Annotated in this window: 2 protein-coding genes; both read right to left on the bottom strand. The window is 28.5% G+C overall.

Features of this window, described 5'->3' with window-relative positions; all coding sequences use genetic code 11:
• Positions 1-313, bottom strand: a 313-nt coding sequence (locus AC1DSL_RS18515; protein WP_477533371.1) for a hypothetical protein, incomplete at its 3' end; no start/stop codon positions are given.
• Between the two features lie 287 nt (positions 314-600).
• The coding region (locus AC1DSL_RS18520) for a hypothetical protein (protein ID WP_477533372.1) at positions 601-1,111 on the bottom strand (511 nt) is incomplete at its 5' end.

Here is a 1,111-nt window from a genome sequence, read left to right on the forward strand (position 1 = left end):
GATCCATATTCACTTGTTGTTCAAATTGGGCTTTTATATTTTCACCGCAAATTTCTAAAAAATTCATCCTCTCCATGTAAGTAATCGGTTTTTCATCCAAAGGAACTTTAATTTTCAATTCATATTCTTTGTCTAAGTAGTTAATTATTGATAAAAGGCCTGTAAATCCTATGGGTGTTATGTATTTCAAATTACTAATATTTATATTGATGATTTCACCAGGTTCTCTAACTTTAATTGCGTTCGTAGTTTTATTAAGTAAATCATGAACTCCGTATACAGTCGATAGCTTAGAAAGTGGTATTATTTCCACAAAAATAACCGCCTTTGGATGTGATGTATATTCTTAATTTACAACAGATACTTAGAGATTTTAGCTTTACTACAACACTGATATTTTGCTCTTTGAAAAATTTTAGTCGGAGCTTCATTTTTATGTATTGAATTTGAAAACAACTTTTTGATAACACATAAAAAAKAAGAAGAATTTTATCTTCTTCTAATCTTTATAGTAAAAGAATCAAGCTTGGACGAGTTGTATAAGACTCTATCGATTACTTAATTATGCAAAATCCCTAGCTTTGATTAAGGAAATCTATTTTATAGAAACTTCAAACAATCTTTAAGTTCCTTAGTTGCGAAAATTTTAGTTTTATAATTATCGATATTTCCTATAATAAATTCTATTGCTTCTCTTGTTCTAGCTTCTTGTAAATCCAAATTAATTATTTCTAGTAACTGCTTTGTTTGGAAAACACAATTTCCTGTATGAAATTGATTACGGACTTCAGGTTCAGTCATAAACTTAATTAAAGTATTAATCTGCTTTGAATTAAATAGTTTTATTATCTCATCATAAACAGATTTTGCCCCCGGTGAGACTCCATCACAATACCAATTTCCATTACCAATTCTACATATCAATATTGTTTTTATGAGCTTATCTTTAATGTTTGGTAAAATATCACTTTCTTCTACAATGTATTTTTTGATTTGTCTAGTTATAGGTACTTCATGGTGATAATTATCTCTAGAACTGTGTGCTTCCATTAAGCGATCTAACAGTGAGTTTAATTCTCTACTTCTTGTACCTTCACTTTTATAATGTACC

The sequence above is a fragment of the Paenisporosarcina sp. P4_D4 genome (assembly GCF_056401835.1).